Consider the following 6,703-nt stretch of genomic DNA (forward strand, 5'->3'; position numbering starts at 1 on the left):
CAATCTGTACAAATATATTATACTATACAGTCGGACTTGCGAGAAGGCTAAAACCTTCCCTTGTCCGAAGCCGAGAACACTCATGACTGAGGTCACGAGTGTTCTCGGCTAATTCATAAAGGGTTGCTCCGAGATCTGACCAACTAATTGTTACTGACATCGTATCTGAGTGCAACTTGACGTTGTCTGTTGACCGATGGGAAATGTCGCAACGGGAAATTCGGTTTTCCCGTTGCTGGCTGCTTGATAGGTGACCTTCTTCTAAATGAGCGTTTTGGGGGGGAAAAAACAATAGGTCGGCTCCCGTTCCCACATAAGTTTGTTCAATTGACTATCCATTCCTTCACCCCATTATTCAAATATTCATTTGACTGTTTTTATTATAAGGTATACAATAACATTCAAACAATTATTTTATTGTTAATATGAGGTGAAAAATGGAGAAACTAAAAAAAATAGATAGCTGTGAGATTTATTGTTTTGACGAAGAGAAGGTGAATCGTGTAAAGCAAAGCATCGAGGAACACGATACGTTAACTATTGTCAAAGTGTTTAAGGCATTGGCTGACGATACAAGGCTAAAAGTCGCATATGCGTTATGTGAAGAAGAGGAGCTATGTGTTTGTGATATTGCTAACATTATCGGCTCTTCTACAGCCACAGCATCCCATCATCTCCGTTTGCTTCGGAATATGGGACTGGCGAAGTACCGGAAAGAAGGAAAGTTAGTGTTTTATTCGCTACATGATGAACATCTTAAACAATTAATTACGCTTGCTTTTGCTCAACGAAAAGAGGTTGCCAGGCAATGAAAACAAGTGAAAATACACAACAGCTTGAGAAAAAAAGCGTCTATCGCGTGCAGGGATTTACCTGTACGAACTGCGCTGCTCAATTTGAACAAAATGTAAAAGCGTTGCCTGGTGTTAAAGATGCAAAAGTGAATTTTGGCGCATCTAAAATTTCTGTTGAAGGCGAGGCAACGATCGAAGAGTTAGAAAAAGCCGGTGCGTTCGAAAATCTACGGCTGTTCCCCGAAAAGCAACGGATCGTTGTTGAAAAAGAGTCTTTTTGGAAAAAAACGACGAATATCCGTACAGTGATTTCCGCTGTGTTATTATTGGTCGCTTGGCTTATTCGTGATCAGTATGGCGAAGAGCACTGGCTCCCCGTTTCGTTATATGCTGCTTCTATTCTCATTGGAGGATTTTCTCTTTTCCTAAAAGGATTCAAAAATCTCACCATGCTACGTTTTGATATGAATACTCTTATGACTGTCGCTATTATTGGCGCAGCCACCATCGGTGAGTGGGGAGAAGGAGCGACCGTTGTGTTCCTCTTTGCTATCAGTGAAGCGCTGGAGAGATACTCTATGGAAAAGGCACGTCAATCGATTAGCTCACTGATGGACATCGCGCCCAAAGAAGCGACAGTACGAAAAAACGGGCAAGACATACAAATTCCGGTTGAGGATATTCAAATCGGGGATATTATGATTGTAAAACCAGGACAAAAGCTGGCTATGGACGGCGAAATTGTTAAAGGTACATCTTCCATCAATCAGGCTGCGATTACTGGAGAATCCATTCCTGTGACAAAATCGGTGGGAGATGAAGTGTTTGCCGGAACACTGAATGAAGAAGGACTACTGGAAGTTAAAGTAACAAAAACAGTCGAAGATACTACGATCGCAAAAATTATCCACCTTGTAGAAGAAGCACAGGCTGAACGAGCACCTTCACAAGCGTTTGTAGACCGATTTGCCAAATACTATACACCGATGATTATGTTATTAGCACTGGGTGTTGCTGTTATTCCACCTCTCTTCTTTGGAGGAGATTGGAACGCATGGGTATACGAAGGATTGGCGATTCTGGTTGTTGGTTGTCCGTGTGCGTTAGTTGTCTCCACGCCAGTTGCCATTGTTACGGCAATCGGGAATGCAGCCCGTAACGGTGTGCTCATCAAAGGTGGTATCCACCTGGAGGAAGCAGGTTCTTTATCTGCTATCGCTTTTGACAAGACAGGTACACTGACTCGTGGGGTTCCTGTGGTAACCGATTTAATTCCTCTGCAAAGCCACTCAGCCAACGAATGCTTATCTATTGCAGCAACATTAGAAAAGGGCTCCCAGCATCCTTTAGCCTCTGCTATCGTACGGAAAGCAGAAGAGGAAGAGCTTTCTTTGCCTGACGTAGAAGACTTCTCCTCGATTACTGGTAAAGGGGTAAAAGCAACCGTAAACAGCAGCGAATATTACATCGGGAGTCCTCGCTTATTTGAGGAGCTCTTGTCCATTGGCAGAATGAAGGATATTCAATCACAAATTGAGAAACTTCAGCATGAAGGTAAAACCGTGATGATTCTTGGTACAAGTAAACAAGCACTGGCTCTGATTGCTGTAGCTGATGAAGTTCGTGAAACCAGCAAAGATGTCATTCAAAAACTTCATGCAATAGGCATTAAAAAAACCATCATGTTGACAGGTGACAATAAAGCTACGGCTCATGCCATTGGAGAAAAAGTAGGCATCACTGATATAAAAGGTGAACTGCTACCTCAAGACAAGCTGGAAGCTATTAAGCAACTCAAGAAGTCCGGCCAACGTGTAGGAATGGTAGGAGATGGAGTGAATGATGCACCAGCGCTCGCTACTGCAACTGTGGGGATCGCCATGGGTGGTGCCGGTACAGACACTGCTCTAGAAACGGCTGATATTGCATTAATGGCTGATGATTTAGAAAAGCTTCCGTTCACGATTAAGCTGAGTAGAAAAGCACTACAAATCATTAAGCAAAACATTACATTTTCTTTAGCAATCAAGCTTATCGCTTTATTGCTTGTCGTTCCTGGCTGGTTAACGCTCTGGATTGCAATCTTTGCTGATATGGGAGCTACATTAATTGTAACCTTAAATGGATTGCGCTTACTAAGAGTTAGGGATTAACCCTGGCTCTTTTTACTTGTAGATGACAGACCTGATCTCCTGTTGATCATACATCCTGCTAAATAAACAGAATATTCTTAGTATAAAAATACTCCGCATATAAAATTCATCAAAAATAAAAGCCCAGATTACAAAAAACATCTTACCACCTCACTACCACATATGCTATCCCTTTTACATATTTATTTCGGTTTCAGCCTGGTAACCAGGTTATAACATAAGGTTACAAATATTTTTAACGCGTCATCGTATAAAAGAATCTCATCTTATTATTAGTAATCTTAATAGCTATAATAATTTATATGTATTTTACTAATGCTGTGACTTCCGGTAAAGTTGAAGTAGACACCTTTTCGAGGAAGTGTCTAAGCGGGGAAAGACAATCGAAAGACAAATGAAAAAACGTTCCTTTCATTAAAATTTTCGAATGATTTATACTATTAAAACCCACTTTATTAATAAGAATAATATAGATACAACAAAAAACATTTTTTCTCCGAATAGTGAACGGCAAAAAATGTTGAAACCACTCCTTATTAATAAAAAGAAGTACGATAAGTTTATATTCCTTTGTGAGGTGGATATCGTTGCAACTTCAGGTAATGAACAGTCCGTTTAATCAGGAGCAGGTAGAACTTCTTAACCGCCTTCTACCGACCTTGACAGAATCACAAAAAATCTGGCTGAGCGGTTATCTGGCCGCGTCCCAGTCTGCTTCCGTTCCGGGAACAATAGAAGCGCCGGCAGCAGAACTTCCTGTGGGGAACACCGGGCAGACAATTTCAAAAGAAGTGACCATTCTTTACGGATCACAGACAGGTAACGCGCAGGGGCTTGCGGAGAATGCTGGCAAAATACTTGAGGGGCGCGGCTTTCAAGTAACTGTCTCCTCCATGAGCGATTTTAAACCGAACAATTTGAAGAAAGTCCAAAACCTGCTTATTGTCGTGAGCACACATGGGGAAGGTGATCCGCCGGATAACGCGCTGTCTTTCTATGAGTTTCTTCATAGCCGACGGGCGCCAAAGCTTGATGATCTCCGTTTTTCTGTTTTGTCACTTGGAGATAGCTCGTATGAGTTTTTCTGTCAGACGGGAAAAGAATTCGATCAGCGGCTGGAAGAACTCGGCGGCACACGGCTTTATCCGCGCGTTGACTGCGACCTTGACTATGATGAGCCGGCGGCAGAATGGCTTGAAGGAGTCTTTGGCGGCTTAAATGAAGCGCGGGGTGAGAGTGCTGCTCCTGCTCTGGCAACAGTACCTCAAGCAGGTAAACCGGCATATTCCAGAACAAATCCGTTTAAAGCGGAAGTGCTTGAAAATATAAACTTGAACGGCCGCGGCTCGAATAAAGAAACGCGACACCTCGAGTTATCGCTTGAAGGGTCTGGCCTCACATTTGAACCGGGTGACAGCCTCGGTATCTATCCGGAAAACGATCCGGCTCTGGTAGATATGCTTCTTGAAGAATTGAAATGGGATCCGGAAGAAAATGTGACGGTCAATAAACATGGAGACGTTCGTCCGCTTAGAGAAGCGCTTATCTCTCACTTTGAAATTACCGTTTTAACCAAACCGCTTCTTGAGCAGGCGGCGCAGCTTTCAAACAATGAAGATTTACGGGAACTTTTATCGCCGGGCAATGAAGAAAAAGTAAAAGCGTATCTTGAAGGGCGCGATTTGCTTGATCTGGTCCGTGATTTTGGTCCGTGGGATGTATCGGCGCAAGAGTTTATCTCTATTCTCCGTAAAATACCGGCCCGTCTTTATTCGATTGCCAGTAGCTTATCCGCGAATCCGGATGAAGTGCATTTGACAATCGGTGCCGTCCGGTACGATGCACACGGACGCGAACGAAAAGGCGTTTGCTCCATTTTATGCGCGGAACGTCTGCAGCCTGGAGATACGCTGCCAGTTTATATTCAGCATAATCCAAACTTTAAGCTGCCAAAAAACCCGGATACGCCAATCATCATGGTTGGACCGGGGACAGGCGTTGCTCCGTTCCGCTCCTTTATGCAGGAGCGCGAAGAAACAGGGGCGAAAGGAAAATCATGGTTGTTCTTCGGCGACCAGCATTTCGTAACGGATTTCCTTTACCAGACCGAATGGCAAAAGTGGCTGAAAGACGGCGTGCTGACGAAAATGGATGTCGCGTTTTCGCGTGACACGGATGAAAAAGTGTATGTGCAGCACCGGATGCTTGAACACAGCAAAGAATTGTTTGAGTGGCTTCAAGAAGGAGCAACCGTTTATATTTGCGGAGATGAGAAAAACATGGCACATGACGTCCATAACACTCTTATTGAGATTATAGAAAAAGAAGGCGGCATGAGCCGTGAAAAAGCGGAAGACTATCTTGCCGACATGCAACAGCAAAAACGTTATCAGCGTGATGTATACTGATTTTGGATTGAAGGGAGTTTTTTCAACATGGTAAACCGAATTTTAAAAGCGCCGGACGGCCCGCCAAGCGATGTTGAGCGTATAAAAGAAGAAAGCAACTATTTACGCGGCACGCTGAAGGAAGTGATGCAGGATCGGCTCAGCGCCGGAATTCCTGAAGATGACAACCGTCTGATGAAATTTCACGGCAGCTACTTGCAGGATGACCGGGATCTCCGCAATGAGCGCCAAAAACAAAAACTTGAACCTGCGTATCAGTTCATGCTGCGCGTCCGCTTGCCGGGCGGTGTCGCGACACCGGAGCAATGGCTTGTCATGGACGAGCTTGCCCAAAAAAACGGCAACGGCACATTAAAACTGACAACACGCCAGACGTTTCAAATGCATGGTATTTTAAAATGGAATATGAAAAATACGATTCAGGAAATTCATGCGTCCCTTTTGGATACGATAGCCGCGTGCGGCGATGTGAACCGGAACGTCATGTGCAACCCGAATCCCTATCAATCTGAGATCCATTTAGAAGTATATGAATGGGCGAAACAATTGAGCAATTATTTATTGCCACGTACCAGAGCGTACCATGAAATTTGGCTGGATGAAGAAAAAGTGGAAGGCACGCCGGAAGCGGAAGAAATCGAACCAATATACGGACCGCTTTATTTGCCGCGGAAGTTCAAGATCGGTATCGCTGTTCCGCCATCGAATGACATTGATGTCTATTCACAGGACCTTGGTTTCATTGCGATTGTGGAAGATGGCAAGCTTGTCGGTTTTAACGTGGCGATCGGCGGCGGCATGGGCATGACGCATGGCGACAAAGCGACATATCCTCAGCTCGCCAAAGTAATCGGCTTCTGTACGCCGGACCGAATTCAAGATATAGCGGAAAAAGTCATTACGATTCAGCGCGATTACGGAAACCGTTCCGTCCGCAAAAATGCCCGGTTCAAGTACACAGTTGACCGACTCGGGCTGGAAACGGTCAAGGCTGAACTGGAAAACCGCCTCGGCTGGAGCCTGGATGAAGCGAAGCCGTATCATTTTGACCATAACGGCGACCGCTACGGCTGGGTGAAAGGTGTTCAAGGCACATGGCATTTTACACTGTTTATTCAGGGCGGCCGCATCGCGGATTTTGATGATTACAAGCTGAAGACCGGCCTGCGCGAAATCGCCAAAATCCATACGGGTGATTTCCGTCTGACAGCGAATCAAAACCTGATCATTGCCAATGTATCAAGCCAGAACAAGAAAAAGATTAGCGAACTGATCGAACAATACGGTTTGACAGATGGCAGACATTATACAGCACTCCGCCGCAGCTCGCTTGCGTGTGTCGCTCTTC

At 44.6% G+C, this 6,703-nt stretch carries 4 protein-coding genes; all 4 read left to right on the plus strand.

Annotated elements, in window-relative coordinates; translation table 11 throughout:
- The first annotated feature begins 437 nt into the window (after window positions 1–437).
- Window positions 438–812, plus strand: coding sequence for an ArsR/SmtB family transcription factor (locus B2899_RS14125; RefSeq protein ID WP_146810895.1), 375 nt, complete (start codon window positions 438–440; stop codon window positions 810–812).
- Window positions 809–2,947 carry a heavy metal translocating P-type ATPase gene (locus B2899_RS14130; RefSeq protein ID WP_286886658.1) on the plus strand — a complete coding sequence of 713 codons (2,139 nt, stop codon included), beginning with the start codon at window positions 809–811 and terminating at the stop codon, window positions 2,945–2,947. The genes B2899_RS14125 and B2899_RS14130 overlap by 4 nt, the downstream gene beginning before the upstream one ends.
- Window positions 2,948–3,534: 587 nt before the next feature.
- Window positions 3,535–5,355, plus strand: a complete 1,821-nt coding sequence (locus tag B2899_RS14135) for an assimilatory sulfite reductase (NADPH) flavoprotein subunit (protein WP_286886659.1) — start codon at window positions 3,535–3,537, stop codon at window positions 5,353–5,355.
- A gap of 27 nt (window positions 5,356–5,382) precedes the next feature.
- The coding region (locus tag B2899_RS14140) for an NADPH-dependent assimilatory sulfite reductase hemoprotein subunit (RefSeq protein WP_286886660.1) at window positions 5,383–6,703 on the plus strand (1,321 nt) is incomplete at its 3' end.

It is taken from the genome of Aneurinibacillus sp. UBA3580 (assembly GCF_002375825.1).
In the GTDB taxonomy this organism is placed as follows: domain Bacteria; phylum Bacillota; class Bacilli; order Aneurinibacillales; family Aneurinibacillaceae; genus Aneurinibacillus; species Aneurinibacillus danicus.